The sequence below is a fragment of the Arthrobacter sp. H41 genome, from assembly GCF_000520535.1.
In the GTDB taxonomy this organism is placed as follows: Bacteria; Actinomycetota; Actinomycetes; order Actinomycetales; family Micrococcaceae; genus Arthrobacter_D.
In genome coordinates this window covers 41,637-59,116 of sequence record NZ_KI914785.1, presented here as the reverse complement: position 1 = coordinate 59,116, position 17,480 = coordinate 41,637, and the positions used below count along the sequence as shown (strand labels likewise).

The following is a 17,480-nucleotide window of genomic DNA, read 5'->3' as shown; positions in this document are numbered from 1 at the left end:
GTGCTCCGTTGGCGGGGGAGAAGAGGATTTCCCCGCCTTGGAACGCCTGGTAGCAGCCGTTGTCCTTGATGCCGCAGGCCTGGGCCCTCACGGGGTAGCCCATGGGCCCGTTCTGGGCACCGGAGTTGAGCCAGGCCGTGCGCAGGGGGCCATTGAGCGTGGCCGCGGCGCCGGAGCCTGCAGACCACAACACTGCACCATTGACATAGCCCCGGTAGCAGCCGTTGTCCTTCAAACCACAAACGACCTCCGACACCGGCACACCCAACGCCGGCACCGACGCAGCAGCACCATCAATGAACGGCATCGCCACCGACTCCCGCGACGTTTGGCTGCTGATGGTCACCGTTGCGTTTGCACCGAGGGAGTCGATGCGCACCGTGGTTCCGCGCGCGGTCCGGAAGGTCGTACCCTGCTGCCAGGCGTGGTTCTGGTTGTAGTACCCGCTGAACCGGTAGCTTGACGGGGTCAGGGCCAGGGATGCGGCGTCCGGCCAGTCTCCGCGGGCGTCCTTCTTGTGGATCATGACGCCGCGGTTGTTGCCTGTCGCGCTGCCGTCGCTGGCGCCGGCGGGGTTGCGGTACGAGAGGTAGTAGGTCTCCCTGCTCGCGGGATCCACGAACTTCACCGCGCGCCGTGCCGCTGTTCCACCCCAGGGCTGGAGGGTGAATGACTTGCTTCCCTCGACCACTCCTGCGTCGAGGATCTCATCCCCGCGGCCGAATCCGCCGTATTCCCAGAGGTAGGCGTTGATCGGAGGCATGGTGTACTGCGCCAAGCCCATCAGGTCCATGGTGTCGCCGTAGTCCCGGGAGTCACATGCGGAGTCGCCCCAACTGTTGTTCGGAGATGCGATGTCGGCGCTTCCATTGGAACACTCCAGGCTGTTGGCGTGATTCAGCCCGAGGACGTGCCCGAATTCATGGGTAACTACATTGTTGGTGAACCCGGACGGTACCGGCATGATGACCCTGCCGCTGTTCGAACCGTCGGTGAATCCGCCGCCCAGCACTCCGCCTGCGAACTGCGCCACCGGAACATATACGACGAGCGCGTCGTTCGGAGTGGCTGTCCACTGCAGCTTCGCGGTGATTTTCGCCATGAGGTCGTAGTACTGGTCGCTGCTGTTCGCCGTGATGACGACGTCGCGATACTCCGGTCCGAACTGCATTCCGAGCCGGTTGTCTGATGCGGCCCGCCAGTAGTTGTTCGATGCGAGGATCGACTGCTTGGCCTGGCTGAGCTGGAAGTCGGAGATCCGACTGTTCGGGGAGCCGGAGAGGACCACGGTGACGAGCGTGACGGTGAAGGTGCCGTTCCGCTGGCCGAACGCGGCGGCAGATCCATCGGGGCCACCGGATGGACTTTTTACCGAGTCCGACGGCGCTGCCAGGTGCTCTCCCAGAATCGGATTGAAACCGGGCTGACTCATGGGGTCCGCCAGCGGCTCCACGGTGACCGCGCTGTCCTTCGTGCCCGGCTCCGCGGAGGGCGAAGTCGGCGCAGGGGCGTCGGGTGCTTCGCTCGGGACTGCTGCTGTTTTGCTCGGTGGGGCGGCGGCCGGTTCGCTCGGTGGAGCGGCGGGAGGAAGGAGCGGCTCGGTCGCAGCGTCGGTTGCGGATGCTGATGGGGATACGGCCGGCGCGGGGGACTCGAGGGATGCAGCGACTGCAGGCATGGCGCTACCCAGGAGCGCGAAGGACAGGACAGCCGTAAGAAGAAGTCGAGACGGGGAAGCAAGGAACAAGAGTTTCTCCAGCGGGACACGGGCGTAAGCCCAGGCGAGTGAAATCCCGAGAAGACTACAGTCCTGTTACAGATGTGAAAGGGGTTCCTGGAGTGAATCAGCAATCTTAGGTCTTTCTTGCGGGTTTCTTTCGTATCCCCCGGGCGTGTCATCCTCTGGCAGGCGTTTTTGAGCTCCTTACAATTGCCTAGAAGTGCCCGTCGAGCGGTGATGCTTCAGCCGCGCGCGAGCCGGTCCAGGAGTTCCCCATCATGCAACGCCTCTTTTGTCGGTCGCCCGACAGGTTTCAGTTGACGGAATCGAAGGTGCGCGACCTCGTGGATCGTCGGAGAGGTCCAGGAAGCGGAGAGTCTTGACATGCTGATTGCTCTCAACAGCGGGCTTCCCGGGATGTGCAACGTCCAGGCCAATAGCGCGCACGACGCGGAGCGTTGCGAACGGCGCGCACCCGCGAGGGCAGCTCTCATCCGATTTGAAGGAGCAACCCGATGCCGTTGAGAAGGTCCAGTGGTGGCGAGGAGGACCAATCAGATCGTAGAAAAGTTCCTGGCGACTTGTCGCGCAGGCCTAGGCCTTCCTCATAGTCGGGAACGGCGAATTAGGGCGTCTGGGAGCGGTTCTCCGCACCCCTGGGTGTCGGGTTTTGGGACGCGGGTGCGGATTCGAGGCGAGGCCCTGGCACGTGCGTCCGTCCGCCACCATGATCACAATCAATGTTTCACAGCCACTCAACCCCTATGCGGGGTTGGGGTAATGGCGTGATCTGCTGTCTGCGTCAGGAGGCTCCCTGAATGGCAGAGGACCGCCGCGGAGCTTCTGGGCAACCTTCACTTCAACAGCATCGTCAACGACGGCATATGTGGCGGCTGCGACACGTGCGGCTCCGATTCCGCCATGGCCGTTAGCGGGATCTGCGGTGAAGGCTGTTCGCCGTGCTCCACGTCCTACCCGGCCGCAGTGCTACTGGCCCTTTTGCTGGCCATCCGCGTGCCGGTGTTCACCGACTTCGGGGATCAGAAGTCACAGGTCTCACTCACGGTGGCGACCGCTCTGTCCAGCTCGGCGAGGCGCTCGGAATCCTGCTCGAGCGCCTCAGCATCCTCAACCCGTTCTGCGAGGATCTCGGACAGCACTTCGAGCTCATCCTCCAACTGGTCCGACGCCCTCTCCGAGAGTTCGCCGAGCTGCTCGGATGCAGTCAGGAACCTCTCCTCGCGCCCGGACTCGCCACCCGCGGCCGAGAGGATGGCGTCGGTCTCCGTGCAGGTTTCCTCCGTCGACAGTTGCTCGGTCAGCAGGTTCTCCGTCGTCAGTGCCTCCGCGCCGCAGCCGGTGAGCGCGAGAAGCAGGACGGCGGAGAGCAGTGGCTTCATCAAGGGGCCTCCTCGGATCAGTTGAATGAGACTCTCATCCTAACCGCGCCCGGACACCGCTAGGCCGCATGTCGAACACTTGAAGGGGAACGCTGATACCGACCGACTCGGGTGACACCGTGGGAGGGCTGGCCCAACTCACCTTTCAAAGCCGGCCGGAAAGAGCCATGGAGATGAGAAAACCACTAGGCCGACGTCGGCACAGGGGGCTGAGGCCGTGCGCCCTGCAAACCTGTTTTGCCCAGACGCCGGCTGGAGCTTGGGCTGAAGCCGGAGAAGTACGTGCAGTAGGCCCGGGGTCAGCGCGGAGTAATGTGCGGGCGGATGACTGCCGCCGCGTGTTCAAGGGAGATGCTGCCCGATGCCACCCCAACCACCAGATCGAACGCATCCCCCGTCGGGAAGTCATGCTTGAAGCCATTGATCCACAGGAACAAGACCATCAGCGTCCATCCGGTCCTTTTGTTCCCATCGATGAGCGGATGGTTCCGGGTCGCCGACTCCAGCAGTGCGGCCGCTTTCAACTCAAGACTCGGGTAGGCATCCTGACCTGTCACTGTCGTGGCGGGCCGGGCCAGGGCGGAGCCGAGCATCCCCGCGTCGCGTACGTGGAACCCATATCGCTCGACGACGAAGAGTGCGTCATCGAGCGTCAGATAAGCAGTCATGCATCCGCAAGCCGGGTAAGCAACTCGGCGTCGTGAGTCGTGACGAATTCCAGCCCGGTTTGGACCTCTCGACGGCGATCGTGAAGATCGACGATGTGCTGCGCAGCCTGCAGGAGAAGCGCGTGCTTTGAGGTGTGTTCCTCGGTAGCCACACGGTCAAGCTCACGGTCAAGGGCTTCAGGAAGTCGCAGGTTCATAGCCATAGGATTATAGTACCAGTCTGGTACTTTTACCCTCGTTCACCAGGCGGTTCTTCAGTTCGAGTGCGCACAGGCACAGGCACAGGTGCTGGATCTGCTCGCGGGTGGCGCCGGTAGAGCGGCAGGTCGGGCCTGAAAGACAGGTAGTCCGCTTATCCACATGAGTCCGACTACTCTGTCCCGGTGCTTGTCCTGCATCTAGGGTGAGTGGGGTCGGCTGGAGCCGGCGCAGGGCCGCCCAGTGGACCTGCCGGGAACCGGATGGGGGTGCGCCATGGACGGTGTCCGCATCGTCGAGGATGAGGTGCGCGAGCTCATTCGACGGCGAGGCCTGGACCCGGCGCGCCAGGTGCAGGAAATCCTCACTCTGGTCGACGCTGCCGTGAACGACTACGACGAACGGTCGATCCTCGGGGTGCTCCCGCCTCTGGGTCATCTCGAGCACGCACGGAAATATGTCTTCGATGCCGTGGCCGGGTTCGGGGCGTTGCAACCGTATCTTGATGATCCGACGATCGAGGAAATCTGGATCAACGCCCCGTCGGAGATCTACGTGGCGCGTGCGGGAGAATCCGAATTGGCGGCCCTGACGTTGACGGAACAGCAGGTGCGCGACCTCGTGGAGCGGATGCTGAAGTCTTCCGGACGGAGACTTGACCTCTCGTCGCCTTTCGTGGATGCCTCGTTGCCCGACGGGTCGCGGCTTCATGTGGTCATCCCGGATGTCACCCGGCGGCATTGGGCCGTGAATATCCGGAAGTTCATCGCCAAGGCCACCCGGCTCGAACATCTCGTGGATCTCGGGACGCTTTCTCCCCAGGCGGCGCTCTTCCTCAAGGCCGCGGTGGCCTGCGGTCTCAATATCCTTGTCTCGGGGGCCACACAGGCAGGGAAGACGACGCTCCTGAACTGCCTGGGCGCAGCAATCGGTCCGCGGGAGCGGGTGGTGACGGTGGAGGAGATCTTCGAGCTTCAACTTCCGCTGCGTGACGTCGTGGGACTGCAGTGCAGGCAGCCGAACCTTGAGGGCCATGGCGAGATCCCGCTGCGCAGACTCGTCAAGGAGGCGCTGCGGATGCGACCCGACCGGCTGATCGTCGGAGAGGTCCGGGAAGCGGAGAGCCTTGACATGCTGATTGCTCTCAACAGCGGGCTTCCCGGGATGTGCAGCGTCCATGCCAATAGCGCGCACGACGCCGTCATGAAAATCTGCACCCTGCCGCTGCTTGCCGGCCAGAACATCTCGAGCGCCTTCGTTGTCCCCACTGTCGCCTCCTGCATCGACCTTGTCGTGCATTGCGCCAGGGTGAGCGGCGGCGCGCGCCAGGTTCTGGAGATCATGGCTCTCGGTAGACGCGTGGAGAACGGGATCATCGAATCGTCTCCGGTCTTCCGGCGGATCAACGGCCGGTTATCGGTCAGCGCCACATCGATGCCCGCCGAGGAGAAGTTCGCCGAAGCGGGAGTGAACGTGGCGGCCCTCCTCGAGGACCGCTCATGAGAGCCGCCCTCGGACTCTCCCTGGGGACGGGACTGTTCCTCATCTGGTGGTCCTGCTGGGTCACTGGTGCGAACCATGAAGGAAAACGACGACGACGGCGCCGCCTTGATGAGCTCCTGGTCCGTGCGGGAGTGGAACGGGTTTCAGCAGGAGGCCTGCTGGCGAGTTGCGCCACGCTCGGGGCATTCGTTCTCCTGCTGATCCTCGCTGGAACGCGCTCGCTGCCCATCGCCCTGTGTTTCGCGATCTTCGGCGCGTTCATTCCCCTCGTCATCGTTCGGTGGAGAGCGGCCAGGAGAACTGCTTCCCTGCGCGAACTCTGGCCGGATGTGGTGGATCACCTGCGGTCGGCTATCCGGGCAGGTCTGTCCCTGCCGGAGGCACTCATCCAGTTGGGGGACAAGGGACCGGTCGAGCTGCGGCCGGCGTTTCTGGCGTTCGGATCGGACTACCGCGCGGGCGGCCGGTTCGACGACTCACTGAGCCGGCTGAAGGACCGATTGGCCGACCCCGTCGCCGACCGCATCATCGAGGCTCTCCGGATGACCCGGGAAGTGGGAGGCTCGGACCTGGGAAGGCTGCTCGGCACCCTTTCGGAGTTCTTGCGGGACAGCGCCCGGACCCGGAGCGAGCTCGAGGCCCGGCAGTCCTGGACCGTCAACGCGGCACGCCTTGCCGTCGCCGCTCCCTGGTTCGTTCTGATGCTCCTTGCTACCCGGCCCGAAGCAGTACGGGCCTACAACACTGCCACCGGTTCGCTGGTGCTTCTCGGAGGGCTGGTGGTCTCGGTGGTGTGCTACCGGGTCATGTTGAGGATCGGTGCGCTGCCACAGGACGAGAGGGTTCTCCGGTGAGCCCGCCGCTGGCGCTTTCGCTGCTGCTCGGCGGAGCACTGGGAGCCGGCTTGTGGTTGATCACCATGCGGGTCCCGATGATGCGCCGCGTGCGTTTTGTGGACCGCATCGCTCCTTCCTTGAGGGCAGTGGAGGTCCAGTCCCGTCTGCTTTCGCCCCAAGCCGGCCCACTCACGCCGTTCGTGCCGCTCGAGCGCATCATTCGCCCCCTCCTCGCGGATGCCGTCGGCCGGCTCAACAAGTTCAATCCGGCATCGACGGTCCTCGCCAAACGGTTGGTGCAGGCCGGGACCGGACAGTCGGTCCTGGATTTCCGGGCACAGCAGGTTCTCTGGTCCGCGGCGGGTCTGGCCGGCTCCACGATCGTCATGGTGTTGTCCTCGGCAGCGGGGCGGGCAAGCGTCCTGTCCGGCGTCGTCGTCATCCTTTCCTGCGGTGTGGGCGGATTCGTGTTGAGGGACTTCCTGCTGTCCAGCCAGATTCGCAAGCGTGAAGCGCGCATGGTCGCGGAGTTTCCGAGCCTTGCCGAGCTGATGGCGTTGGCCGTCAGCGCGGGGGAGAGCGCCACAGGGGCGCTGGAAAGGATCTGCCGCACCGCGAACGGTGATCTTGCCGGCGAGTTCTCCCGGGTGCTGGCCGAGACGAGGGCGGGGATGCCGCTCATCGAGGCCCTGCAGGAATTCTCCAGGCGCACGCAGCTGGCGCCCCTGGCCCGGTTCGTCGATGGACTCAGCGTCGCGGTGCAGCGGGGCACGCCGCTTGCCGATGTGCTGCGTGCCCAGGCCCAGGACGTTCGGGACATGGCGAAGCGGGAGCTGATGGAATCGGCAGGCAGGAAGGAGATCGCCATGATGGTTCCCCTGGTTTTCGGAGTACTCCCTCTGACCGTCCTCTTCGCGGTGTACCCCGGCCTTGCCCTCATCAACCTTGGTTTCTAGCGTCAACCACCGGATCCCCCGACCGATCGGCAAAGGACAAAAATGCGCAGGTTCAACAGCTCCTTCCACAGATTCTTCGTCCTGCTACTGGGCACCCTGCTTCATGGAAGATCCCAGGATGATAGCGAACGCGGGGACGTCCCCGGCTGGGTCATGATCACCTTGATGTCAGCGGTGCTGGTGGCCGGCCTGCTGGCGCTCGCCGGTCCGGCACTTCAGGGGCTCTTCGAATCGGCCATCGGTCAGGTGTCGCCCTAGGTGCTGCTTCAGACCCTGACCAGGCGGAAGGGCTCTGAAGAGGGCACAGCTGTGGTGGACTTCGCCCTGATCGGAGGCCTGTTGACCGTCATCTTCATCGCGATCGTGCAGTTGGCGCTCGTGCTTCACGTGCGCAATACGCTGGTCGATGCGGCGTCCTCGGGGGCGCGCTTCGGAACACTCGCAGACCGAACAGCCGGGGAGGCGGAGGAGCGAACGGCGTCGCTGATTTCACTCGCCCTCGGGGAACGCTTCGGCGAGGAGATCACGGTGGGTCAGTCCGACGTCGGCGGGGTGCAGACCCTCGAGGTCGTCGTCCGAGCGCCGCTCCCGGTCATCGGCCTGATCGGGCCCGCCGGGACGATGGAGGTGCGCGGCCATGCAGCACTTCCGCCCTGAGAGATCCGCACCCTACCGCTTTCCCCCGGTCCGCGTTCTCACGGGAGTCGCAGCGGGGGAGACCGGCAGCGCAGTCGTCGAGTTCACGTTCCTCGGCCTCCTCCTTCTCGTTCCCGTCGTCTACCTGGTGCTGACGGTCGGGCAACTCCAGGGCGGGTCCTTCGCCGTCGTGGGCGCCGCCGACCAGGCGGCGAAAGTCTACGCCGACGCCCAGACCGTGGAGCAGGCGGACCTGCGGGCACGCCAGGCGGCGATGCTGGCCGTGTCCGACTTCGGCTTTTCCGGCGAGCAGGTGCTGATCGATATCGCCTGCGAGGGCGAATGCCTGTCTCCTGCCTCGAGTGTGACGGTCGTCGTCGAACTGCAGGTGGACCTACCCCTCATTCCCACCATGCCCGGCATCAACACCTCCGTTGCGACCCTCACGTCCACCTCCACGCAGATTGTCGAGCGGTACGGATGACGCTTCCGGGGAAGTCGCCGCGGATCCGGGAGAACGAGGCCGGTCAGGTGAGCGTGCTGATCATCGGTTACCTTCTCGTCTCACTGCTGGTGGTCACTGTGGTGATGGCGGTTTCCGCCGTATATATAGAGCATAAAAAGCTGTTGTCGGTCGCTGACGGTGCAGCGCTGGCGGCCGCGGACTCCTTCAGTATCGACGTGGTCTCCGGCAGGGCCGCGGTGCCACTGCCCTCGCTGAGCCGGCCGGCGGTGCAGGCGGCAACGGAGGCGTATGTGCAGCGCACAGGTGCGGAGGGACGATTCACCGTGCTGTCGATCGACCCCGCGACCGGCGCACCGGACGGCAGGACGGCTCGTGTGGTCCTGACCGCCGTCGTCCATCCGCCGGTGGTCAGTATCCTGGTGCCGGCGGGCATTCCCATCACCGCGGTGGCCGATGCGCGTTCCGAGCTGACACGCTGAGCCGACGCGGCCCCAAGCCCCATGACGTAGGCTGGAACCACCATGGCAGCCACTGATTTCCCAGCAGAAATACGCGCCCTGCGCGCAAAATACCTATCCATCGAGCAGGTGTCCGATGTGGAGGGCATCCGCAAGGACATCGCTGAACTCAGCGAGGAGGCCGGCGCTCCGGACCTCTGGGACGACCCCTCCGCAGGGCAGAAGGTCACCTCGAAGCTTTCCCACCGGCAGTCCGCGCTCGAGCGCCTCGAAACCCTCGAATCGCGCATCGACGACCTCGAAGTCCTCGTGGAGCTTGCCCAGGATGAAGCCGATGCCGACTCGCTGGCCGAGGCGGAACGGGAACTGGTGTCGCTGGCCAAGGCGCTGGATGACCTCGAGATCGTCACGTTGCTCGCGGGTGAGTGGGATGAGCGGGAAGCAGTGGTGAGCATCCGGTCAGGTGCCGGGGGAGTGGACGCGGCGGACTTCGCCGAAATGCTGCTGCGGATGTACCTGCGCTGGGCGGAACGCCACGGGTACCCCACCCAGGTCCTCGACACCTCCTACGCGGAGGAAGCCGGGCTCAAATCGGCAACCTTCGAGGTGAAGGCTCCGTACGCCTTCGGCACCCTGTCGGTCGAAGCGGGAACCCACCGCCTCGTCCGCATCAGCCCCTTCGACAACCAGGGCCGCCGTCAGACCTCGTTCGCCGCCGTCGAAGTCATCCCGCTGATCGAGCAGACCGACGTGATCGAAGTGCCGGACAACGAGATCCGCGTCGATGTCTTCCGGTCCTCCGGGCCGGGCGGGCAGTCGGTCAACACCACGGACTCCGCGGTGCGGTTGACGCACCTTCCCACGGGTCTTGTGGTGTCGATGCAGAACGAGAAGTCGCAGATCCAGAACCGGGCCGCAGCCATGCGGGTGCTCCAGTCGCGTCTTCTCCTGCTCAAGAAGGAACAGGAGGATGCCGAGAAGAAGGCATTCGCCGGTGACGTCAAAGCCTCCTGGGGAGACCAGATGCGCTCCTACGTCCTCAACCCCTACCAGATGGTCAAGGACCTGCGGACCGAGCACGAGGTGGGCAACACCTCGGCGGTCTTCGACGGGGAGATCGACGACTTCATCGATGCCGGTATCCGGTGGCGCACCAATAACCGGAATGCCGAGCAGTAGGGACGCACCTGCATCAGCAGCCTAATTCTCGAAGAAACAACTGTCTCAGCGTTCACAATGGTAACTTCGCGGCTATAGTCGAAGAGCTGGGGGCCTCTGCCTCCGCACATGCCCGTTCCCTGCCGCAGAGCCAGCGGCACGAAGCAGTCAACCCTTAGCCGCAAAGTAGACGTCAAGCAGCCATGATCAGATTCGACAACGTCACCAAGATCTACGACCAGAAGTCGCGCCCTGCGCTCCACTCGGTCTCCCTCGAGGTCAACCGCAGCGAATTCGTGTTTCTGGTCGGCGCCTCCGGGTCAGGGAAGTCGACCTTCCTCCGTCTTGTCTTGAAGGAGGACACCGCCTCCCGCGGAGCCGTCCACGTCGCCGGACGGAATGTCGCCGATATCCCCGGTTGGCGCGTGCCGCGCCTCCGGCGGGGCATCGGCGTCGTCTTCCAGGATTTCCGCCTGCTGCCCAACAAGACCGCCTTCGCGAATGTGGCTTTCGCCATGCAGGTCACAGGGAAGAGCCGCACCGTGATCCGGGAGACCGTGCCGGACGTGCTGAGGATCGTGGGTCTTGAAGGAAAAGGCAACCGCATGCCTCATGAACTGTCCGGCGGAGAGCAGCAGCGCGTGGCCATCGCCCGTGCCATCGTCAACAAACCGGCGATCCTCCTTGCCGACGAACCCACCGGAAACCTCGACCCCACCACCTCCATGGGGATCATGAATATTCTGGAGCACGTCAACCGGAACGGCACCACGGTAGTGATGGCCACCCACGACAACACCATTGTGAACTCCCTCCGGAAGCGCGTCGTGGAGCTGCAGCACGGCAGGGTGGTGCGCGATGAAGCGCAGGGCATCTACGTGGGCGAGATCCGGGCAGCGGCCGGATGAGGATAGCGTTCATCCTCTCCGAGGTCGGCTCAGGGCTTCGGCGGAACCTCTCGATGGTGATCTCCGTGGTGCTCGTCACCTTCATCTCCCTGACCTTCGTGGGCGCCGCCGGGCTCCTCCAACTCCAGATCAGCCAGATGAAGGGGTACTGGTACGACCGCGTGCAGGTCGCAGTCTTCCTGTGCGTGGACAATTCGATGTCGCCGACGTGCGCGGCAGGCCCCGTGACGGCCGAGCAGCGTGCCTCCATCCGCGCCCTGCTCGAAGGGGAGAATCTCAGCCGGTACGTCTCAGCGGTCGAGTACGAATCGCAGGACGACGCCCTCGGCCATTTCCAGGACCAGTTCGCGAACTCACCCATCGTCGAATCCGTGACGGCAGATCAGTTGCCGGAATCGTTCCGGGTGAGCCTTGTGGACGCAGAGAAGTACGGGATCATCGACGAGGCCTTCTCCTCGTTGCCGGGCGTCGACGTCGTCAGCGACCAGCGCGAATTGCTGGAAAAGGTCTTCTCCGTGATGAACAGGGCATCACTCGGTGCACTGCTCGTCGCCGGCGTCATGACCCTGTGCGCGGTACTGCTGATCGCCACCACCATCCGCCTCTCGGCGTTCAGCCGCCGCAGGGAGACAGGGATCATGGGCCTCGTCGGGGCGTCGAAGGCGGTCATCCAGCTTCCTTTCGTCCTGGAAGGCGTGATTGCCGCCGTGGGAGGCGCACTACTGGCCTCCGGCACCCTCTGGCTTTCGAGCGACTTCCTGATTACGTGGCTCTCCCGCCTCTATCCGGAGACCGCTTTCATCTCGGCTCAGCAGGTCCTTCTGCTCCTGCCGGTGCTCATCCTCCTTGCTGCTCTCCTGGCGGGGGTATCCTCCCTGCTGGCTCTCCGGCGTTACGTGAAGGTCTAGGTCATGAATCGGCGTCCGCTCCTCGTTCGAAGCACGACGGTTCTCCTCGTCGCGCTCACCCTGGGCTCCAGCACGCCGGCGTCCGCCGGCGAGCTCGAGGACCGCAAAGGCGTACTCGAAAGCGAGATCGCGGAGGTCCTGGAGTCGATCGAGTACCTGGACTCGGACATCATGGAGAGCGTCGCGCAGTTGCAGATGTACCAGAGCGAGCTGCCCGCGGCCCAGGAGGCCCTCGCGGCGGCGCAGGAACGGGTTGAAGCATCGGCGGACGAGGTCACCGTGCTCGCCGGGCGAGTGGAGCTGGCCCAGGAAACCATGGACAGGCTCACCGAACAGTTCTCCAGGGACGAAGCCGAAATGGAGCAGACGCGCGAGGTGATCGGCCAGATCGCCACCCAGGCCTACAAGAACGGCGGCGTTCCCTCGAAGGTGTCGCTGATGCTGGATTCGGAAGGTACCGGAACCCTGACCTCCTCGATGGATCTGGTCAGCCTCGCGCTCCGATCGCAGAACGCTGCCGTGAGCCGCTTGTCCCAGCAGGACGCCACCAACGCCAACAGCAGGGCGCGGCTCGTGGCCGTCGAGGACGAGATCAGGAGCCTGAAAGCCGAGGCCGACGCCGCGCTCGAGGCCGAGCAGGCAGAACGCGACGCCGCCGCATCGGAGAAGGCCACGGTCGACAAGCTCATCGAGGACACTTCAGCGCTGTCCGCCAGGCTGCAGGAACAGAAACCCGCGATCGAGGCGAAGCTGGCCGGGGTGCAGGAAGCCCACGAAAAGGTCAATGCCGATATCGCGGAACGCCAGAGGCGCCTGCTCGAAGAAGCGAGGCTCGCCGAGGAAGCACGCCTGCGGGCTGAGGCCGAGGCTCAGGCTGAGGCCAGGGCCGCCGCTGAAGCGGCGAGACTCCAGGCTGAAGCAGCTGCGCGCAGGGAAGCCGGAGCCGCCGCACAGCAACTGGCGCCGGCTCCCGTTGCGGCGCAGGCGCTAGTTCCTGCGCCGGCGGCCGATGCAGGTGCCTTCGGACTGAGGATGCCGGTCAACGCGCCGATCTCCTCCGGCTTCGGCTGGCGGGCAACCCCTTCGGGCACCATCGATTTCAACGGCACCGGCGGCTACGAGCACACCGGCATTGATTTCGCCGCGGGCTGCGGAATCCCCGTGTACGCGCCGGCGGCCGGCGAGGTCTGGTACGCGGACTCGGACGCGTTGCTGGGGGCCGGAAAGCGGATCGTCCTGAATCACGGGGTCGTTGGAGGGAACGCGCTCGCAACCAACTTCTACCACCTGTCCCGGTTCAATGTGGCCCCGGGCCAGCGGGTCAGCGCCGGCCAGGTGATCGGCCACGTGGGGGATACCGGCAACTCGGCCGGCTGCCACCTGCACTTCGAGACCATGCTCAATGGAAACCTGGTGGACCCCAGGGGGCTGCTGTAGCAGTAGAATGGAAGGCACCGTTCCGGGTCCACCGGTTCCGCGTCGCCAGAGCCGTGAAAGGAGTTCCCCGTGCCCAAGGAAAGTGGCCGAAAGATCGTGGCCACCAATCGGAAGGCCCATCACGACTACGCCGTCCTGGACACCTACGAGGCCGGTATCGCCCTGATGGGCACCGAGGTCAAGTCGCTGCGTGCCGGGCGGGCCTCGCTCGTCGACGGCTATGCGGTCTTCTACAACGACGAACTGTGGCTCGAGGGCATCCATATCTCCGAGTACTCGCAGGGCAGCTGGACCAATCATGCCGCACGACGACGGCGCAAACTCCTCCTGCACCGCGAGGAACTGACGAAGATCTCGCAGAAGGTGCGCGAATCCGGCTTCACCCTCGTGCCGCTGCAGCTGTACTTCCTCAACGGGCGCGCCAAGGTGGAGATCGCCGTCGCCCGCGGTAAACGGGACTACGACAAGCGGCAGACGCTGCGTGAGAAGCAGGACAACCGCGAAGCGCTTCGCGCGATGCGTGAGAAGAACCTGGGCGCCTGACCCAGGAATAAACAGGTGGACGTGTGGGTTACACTCAACATCTGGAAAGCGGCGGAAGCGCGCACCGGACGTGAAAGTACAGTTCGTGAAAGAGCGGTTTGACAAGTACATATGGGGATGACAGGTTTCGACGATGTTAGTCGCGACAGGGGAAGCGGGCCGAGGATACAGGGTTATCTCGTAAACGCTCCTTGTAAAACAATAAGTGCCGAACAAAAGCGCACTGACTTCGCTCTCGCTGCCTAGGCAGCCTAGCTAGTCCGTCAGCCCGGGTTTGCTCTCGCCCCGGATACTGGCGTCATTTAGAGGGCCACTGCTCCCGGTTCTCGTTGTAGGAACCGGGGGGACTCTTATACAACTGGGCTTGGCAGCCACTTGTTCGCACGATGGCTGAAGCCGAGAAAAACCGACGCGAACTGCGCCCGGAGAAGCCCTGACTACACTGCATCGGACGCGGGTTCAATTCCCGCCATCTCCACAGATCGAAAAGCCGGCGGAAGAGATCCCGCCGGCTTTTTCGTGCCCCGCGGGCGCTGCGGACGGGTGCAGGGCGCCCACTACACTTGACTTATGAGCTGGACTGACAGCCCGCCGCCTTGGCTCCCGCCACTGCCGCCGCCGAATCGGGGCCGTGCTCTCCTGATCATCGGCTGGCTTCTGGTCGGCAGCACAGTGGTCTACATCTTCGTCATGAGCTATATCGGCGGAACCCACTCGCTCCTGACCCTGGTTCCGCTCCTGATGGGCCTCCTCTGCCTCATCTTCGGAATCCTCCGGCGGAACGGGAGTCGGTGAAATTTGCCGTCCGCTTTTTCTCGCGATAAAAATAATGAATGACTGAAGAAACGGTGCATCTCGCCCGCGGCGGCACCAGCGTGGTCCTCGACACCACGACGCCGGGAGTCCCCGCCATCGTGTACTGGGGGCGGGCCCTGGGTCACCAGCCCCGGGAGGCCCTCGATGCCCTCGTCGTCGCCGCCCGGCCCCAGCGGGTGTCAGGCGGCATCGACGTCCCCGGCGGCCTGACGCTGTTGCCCCTCGAGGCCTTCGGATGGCAGGGCACGCCGGGCCTCACGGGAGACCGCCAGGGGACCGGCGCCTTCCCGGCACTCGCCATGAGCACTCTCGACGTCACCGCGCACTCGGTCACCGTTTCTGCCGAGGATCCGGTTGCAGGGCTGCGGTTCACGGCGCTTCTCGAGCTGACGGCGTCAGGGCTTCTTCTCCAGCGGCTCGCGCTGACGAATGCCGGGGAGACTCCCTATGAGGTGCGGTCGCTCCAGCCCGTCTTCCCGCTGCCCGCCTCGGCGCTGGAGATCCTCGACACCACCGGACGGCACCTGCGTGAACGCTCCCCGCAGCGGCACCTCCTGACGGCGGGAACCTACCTGCGCGAGAGCCGGCGCGGCCGCCCCGGAGCCGACTCGACGGTGCTGCTCGCCGCAGGAGAACCTTCCTTCGGCTTCGAGGGCGGAACCGTCCACGCCGTGCATACCGCCTGGAGCGGGAACCACCGCTTCTCGGCGGAGAAGACCCCGACGGGCGTGTCATTCCTCGCCGCCGGGGAACTCCTCCTCCCGGGAGAGGGAGCGCTCCAGTCCGGCGAGACCTACGAAGCGCCGCCCGCCTACGGCTCCTGGGGACACGGGCTCAACGAACTCGCGGCACGCTTCCACGACGAGTTCCGGTTGCGCCCGGCACATCCACGCCGAGCCCGGCCCGTCACCCTCAACACCTGGGAAGCGGTCTATTTCGATCTCGACCTGGGGCGGCTCAAGGCACTCGCGGACACTGCGGCGTCGCTCGGGGTCGAGAGATTCGTGCTCGACGACGGCTGGTTCCGCGGACGCCGCGACGACACCGCCGGGCTCGGTGACTGGTACGTGGACGACACCGTGTGGCCGGACGGCCTGACCCCCATCATCGACCACGTACGGTCCCTCGGCATGGAGTTCGGCCTGTGGTTCGAGCCGGAGATGGTCAACCCCGATTCGGACCTCGCCCGCGAGCACCCCGACTGGGTCCTGCAGCCCGAAGGCCGGCTGCCCGTGCCCGGGCGCCAGCAGCAGGTGCTCAACCTGGCCATCCCCGAAGCCTACGACTACATCCTCGGGCGCCTCGACGCGATCCTCACCGAATACGACATCGCCTATATCAAGTGGGACCACAACCGCGATCTCCTCGAGGCCGCCGATGCCCGCACCGGTGCGCCGGCGGTGCACCGCACCGTTCCGGCGCTCTACCGGCTGCTCGACGAGCTGAGGCGTCGGCACCCGGGCCTCGAGATCGAGAGCTGCGCGTCGGGAGGAGCCCGGGTGGACATGGGGATCCTCGCCCGGACCGACCGGATCTGGACCAGTGACTGCATCGACCCGATCGAGCGGCTCGTCAACCAGAAATACACCGGACTCCTTGTGCCGCCGGAGCTTCAGGGCATGCACATCGGGGGTCCGGTCTCACACTCCACGGGCCGGGCACACGGGCTCGAGTTCCGGGCGTCGACCGCGATCTTCGGCCACTACGGCATCGAATGGGATATTTCGGAACTCGATCCGGAGGAGTTGCTGCGGTTGGGGGAGTGGGTCACACTGCACAAGGCCTGGCGGACACTGCTCCACCGGGGACACCTGGTGCATGCCGATCTGCCCGATCCGGCAATGGACCTCCGCGGCATCGTCTCCGTCGACCGTTCGGCAGCCCTGTTCGGCTACTCCCTGACCGCCTCCAGTGCAAGCTACCCGCCGGGCATGCTCCGGTTTCCCGGGCTCGATCCGGAGCAGCTGTACCGCATAGTGCCGGCACGGACCTATCGCGGGCAGCAGGGCAACGGCCAGTCACCGTTGGACTGGCTGCAGGCGGCCCTCGACGGGAGGCCGCTGTGCATGACGGGCCGGTTGCTCCAGGCAGCCGGGATCCAGGCACCGGTCCTCCTTCCCGAGCATTCCCTGCTGATCGAACTGCACGCCGTCCCGCGAGTTCCTCTTTCGGAAGGATTCTGAGTATGAGCATCGAACAACCGGCCTGGTGGACCAGCGCCGTCGTCTACCAGATCTACCCGCGCAGCTTCGCCGACTCGAACGGCGATGGCGTGGGGGACCTCGGCGGCATCCTCGGGAAGCTCGATTACCTCGCCGAGCTCGGCGTCGACGTGCTCTGGCTCTCGCCGATCTACGAATCGCCCCAGCACGACAACGGCTACGACATCAGCAACTACCAGGAGATCGACTCCGTCTTCGGGACGCTCGAGGAGTTCGACACGCTCCTGGCCGGCGTCCACGAGCGCGGCATGAAGCTGGTCATGGACCTCGTGGTCAACCACACCTCCAACCGGCACCCGTGGTTCATCGAGTCGGCGTCGTCGCCCGAGAACCCCAAGCGCGACTGGTACTGGTGGCGCGACGCCCGCGATGGCTTCGGCCCGGGGGAGCGCGGTGCCGAGCCGACCAACTGGGGCTCAGCCTTCAGCGGCCCGGCATGGACCCTCGATCCGGCCGGCGATCAGTACTACCTGCACTTGTTCGCGCCGGAGCAGCCCGACCTCAACTGGGAGAATCCGGAAGTCCGCGAAGCCGTCTATTCGATGATGAACTGGTGGCTCGACCGCGGCGTGGACGGCTTCCGCATGGACGTCATCAACTTCATCTCCAAAGATCCGGCACTGCCCGACGGCAGGGTGCCGGCGGGC

General features: G+C 65.0%; 18 protein-coding genes, 1 other RNA gene and 1 pseudogene. 17 read left to right on the top strand and 3 right to left on the bottom strand.

Translation table 11 applies throughout. The features are described from left to right. Window positions 1-1,432 (bottom strand): M43 family zinc metalloprotease (locus Y705_RS18175; RefSeq protein ID WP_253908528.1); only part of this gene is annotated, 1,432 nt, incomplete at its 3' end. A gap of 636 nt (window positions 1,433-2,068) precedes the next feature. Between Y705_RS18175 and Y705_RS23615 the strand changes: the two are divergent. Further along, window positions 2,069-2,173 (top strand): annotated as a pseudogene (locus Y705_RS23615) (ATPase, T2SS/T4P/T4SS family); the annotation flags it as partial. Between the two features lie 587 nt (window positions 2,174-2,760). On the opposite strand, the gene Y705_RS0107340 reads toward Y705_RS23615, so the two are convergent. Both Y705_RS0107340 and Y705_RS0107335 read right to left on the bottom strand, forming a co-directional pair. Further along, window positions 2,761-3,123: a hypothetical protein gene (locus tag Y705_RS0107340; RefSeq protein ID WP_155849968.1), complete on the bottom strand. Its 363-nt coding sequence runs from the start codon at window positions 3,121-3,123 to the stop codon at window positions 2,761-2,763. A 296-nt stretch (window positions 3,124-3,419) separates the two neighbouring features. Further along, complete coding sequence (locus Y705_RS0107335) at window positions 3,420-3,788, bottom strand: type II toxin-antitoxin system death-on-curing family toxin (RefSeq protein ID WP_026532390.1); 369 nt, start codon at window positions 3,786-3,788, stop codon at window positions 3,420-3,422. Window positions 3,789-4,262: 474 nt separating this feature from the next. On the opposite strand from Y705_RS0107335, the gene Y705_RS0107325 reads away from it, so the two are divergent. The 16 genes from Y705_RS0107325 to Y705_RS23070 form a co-directional block, all read left to right on the top strand. Beyond that, entirely contained in the window at window positions 4,263-5,489 is a 1,227-nt protein-coding gene (locus tag Y705_RS0107325; protein WP_026532388.1) for a TadA family conjugal transfer-associated ATPase, read from the top strand. Further along, the gene (locus Y705_RS0107320; RefSeq protein WP_026532387.1) at window positions 5,486-6,343 is read left to right on the top strand and encodes a type II secretion system F family protein; all 858 of its coding nucleotides are present in this window, start codon (window positions 5,486-5,488) and stop codon (window positions 6,341-6,343) included. Before Y705_RS0107325 ends, Y705_RS0107320 begins: the two co-directional genes overlap by 4 nt. Beyond that, window positions 6,340-7,281, top strand: a complete 942-nt coding sequence (locus Y705_RS0107315) for a type II secretion system F family protein (protein WP_026532386.1) — start codon at window positions 6,340-6,342, stop codon at window positions 7,279-7,281. The genes Y705_RS0107320 and Y705_RS0107315 overlap by 4 nt, the downstream gene beginning before the upstream one ends. Before the next feature lie 42 nt (window positions 7,282-7,323). Then, window positions 7,324-7,539, top strand: coding sequence for a hypothetical protein (locus Y705_RS18170; protein WP_049822417.1), 216 nt, complete (start codon window positions 7,324-7,326; stop codon window positions 7,537-7,539). Then, on the top strand, window positions 7,540-7,938 hold the full coding sequence (locus tag Y705_RS0107305; protein WP_049822416.1) for a TadE/TadG family type IV pilus assembly protein: 399 nt from the start codon (window positions 7,540-7,542) through the stop codon (window positions 7,936-7,938). After that, the gene (locus Y705_RS21790; RefSeq protein WP_216698758.1) at window positions 7,919-8,401 is read left to right on the top strand and encodes a hypothetical protein; all 483 of its coding nucleotides are present in this window, start codon (window positions 7,919-7,921) and stop codon (window positions 8,399-8,401) included. Before Y705_RS0107305 ends, Y705_RS21790 begins: the two co-directional genes overlap by 20 nt. Then, window positions 8,398-8,862 carry a pilus assembly protein TadG-related protein gene (locus Y705_RS0107295; RefSeq protein WP_049822415.1) on the top strand — a complete coding sequence of 155 codons (465 nt, stop codon included), beginning with the start codon at window positions 8,398-8,400 and terminating at the stop codon, window positions 8,860-8,862. Before Y705_RS21790 ends, Y705_RS0107295 begins: the two co-directional genes overlap by 4 nt. A gap of 42 nt (window positions 8,863-8,904) precedes the next feature. Further along, a complete protein-coding gene (gene prfB / locus Y705_RS0107290) occupies window positions 8,905-10,020 on the top strand; it encodes a peptide chain release factor 2 (protein WP_026532383.1) in 1,116 nt (371 codons plus the stop codon). A 182-nt stretch (window positions 10,021-10,202) separates the two neighbouring features. Beyond that, window positions 10,203-10,907, top strand: a complete 705-nt coding sequence (gene ftsE, locus Y705_RS0107285; protein WP_026532382.1) for a cell division ATP-binding protein FtsE — start codon at window positions 10,203-10,205, stop codon at window positions 10,905-10,907. Continuing rightward, window positions 10,904-11,815 carry a permease-like cell division protein FtsX gene (ftsX, locus tag Y705_RS0107280; protein ID WP_026532381.1) on the top strand — a complete coding sequence of 304 codons (912 nt, stop codon included), beginning with the start codon at window positions 10,904-10,906 and terminating at the stop codon, window positions 11,813-11,815. Before ftsE ends, ftsX begins: the two co-directional genes overlap by 4 nt. 3 nt (window positions 11,816-11,818) lie before the next feature. Beyond that, the gene (locus Y705_RS18160; RefSeq protein WP_049822414.1) at window positions 11,819-13,252 is read left to right on the top strand and encodes a M23 family metallopeptidase; all 1,434 of its coding nucleotides are present in this window, start codon (window positions 11,819-11,821) and stop codon (window positions 13,250-13,252) included. Between the two features lie 69 nt (window positions 13,253-13,321). Next, window positions 13,322-13,795 carry an SsrA-binding protein SmpB gene (gene smpB, locus Y705_RS0107270; RefSeq protein ID WP_026532380.1) on the top strand — a complete coding sequence of 158 codons (474 nt, stop codon included), beginning with the start codon at window positions 13,322-13,324 and terminating at the stop codon, window positions 13,793-13,795. Window positions 13,796-13,908: 113 nt separating this feature from the next. Then, window positions 13,909-14,276, top strand: a transfer-messenger RNA (tmRNA) gene (gene ssrA / locus Y705_RS21195). Between the two features lie 89 nt (window positions 14,277-14,365). Next, window positions 14,366-14,590 carry a hypothetical protein gene (locus Y705_RS0107265; RefSeq protein WP_026532379.1) on the top strand — a complete coding sequence of 75 codons (225 nt, stop codon included), beginning with the start codon at window positions 14,366-14,368 and terminating at the stop codon, window positions 14,588-14,590. Window positions 14,591-14,628: 38 nt separating this feature from the next. Next, on the top strand, window positions 14,629-16,794 hold the full coding sequence (locus tag Y705_RS0107260) for an alpha-galactosidase (protein ID WP_026532378.1): 2,166 nt from the start codon (window positions 14,629-14,631) through the stop codon (window positions 16,792-16,794). Between the two features lie 2 nt (window positions 16,795-16,796). Next, on the top strand, window positions 16,797-17,480 hold a 684-nt coding region (locus Y705_RS23070), incomplete at its 3' end, for an alpha-amylase family glycosyl hydrolase (RefSeq protein ID WP_253908527.1).